The sequence below is a fragment of the Sphingobium algorifonticola genome, from assembly GCF_004005485.1.
GTDB classification, from domain to species: Bacteria; Pseudomonadota; Alphaproteobacteria; order Sphingomonadales; family Sphingomonadaceae; genus Sphingobium; species Sphingobium algorifonticola.
This window is the reverse complement of sequence record NZ_RZUL01000035.1, coordinates 1-494: the sequence shown is the minus strand read 5'-3', so window position 1 is coordinate 494 and position 494 is coordinate 1. Positions and strand designations below refer to the sequence as shown.

Annotated in this window: 1 protein-coding gene; it reads left to right on the top strand. The window is 62.3% G+C overall.

Features of this window, described 5'->3' with window-relative positions:
• Positions 1-320: ATP-binding protein (locus ENE74_RS18070; protein ID WP_164847550.1), on the top strand; the 320-nt coding region annotated here is incomplete at its 5' end.
• Positions 321-494 lie beyond the last annotated feature (174 nt).

Sequence of the window (494 nt, the reverse complement as noted above, 5' to 3'; positions counted from 1 at the left end):
TGGTGACACGCCTCGAAGAGGAGACCCGGATCGGCAAAGGCGGGACCCTGGCGGCGCAGCTGTCGCGGCTCGACCTGATCGTGCTTGACGAGCTCGGTTATCTGCCGTTCGCCCGCTCGGGAGGGCAGTTGCTGTTCCACCTCATCAGCAAGCTTTATGAGCGCACCAGCGTCATCATCACCACGAACCTCGCCTTCGGTGAATGGCCGACCGTGTTCGGCGATCCCAAGATGACCACGGCGCTGCTCGACCGCGTCACCCACCACTGCGATATCGTCGAGACGGGCAACGACAGCTGGCGCTTCAAAAACCGCAGCTGACAGCCACCTTCGGCGCCTTCAAAAATCTATCTTGCGCTGCGCGCGCCTCCGGTCGGGCTACGCCCGCCCTCCGCCGCACGCAGCGCAAGGCCATCTTCAACAAACCAACATCATATCCGAAAAGGGGTCCCTCTTCGACGCCGATCGGGGGTCCCTTTTGAACGCCGTTTGACA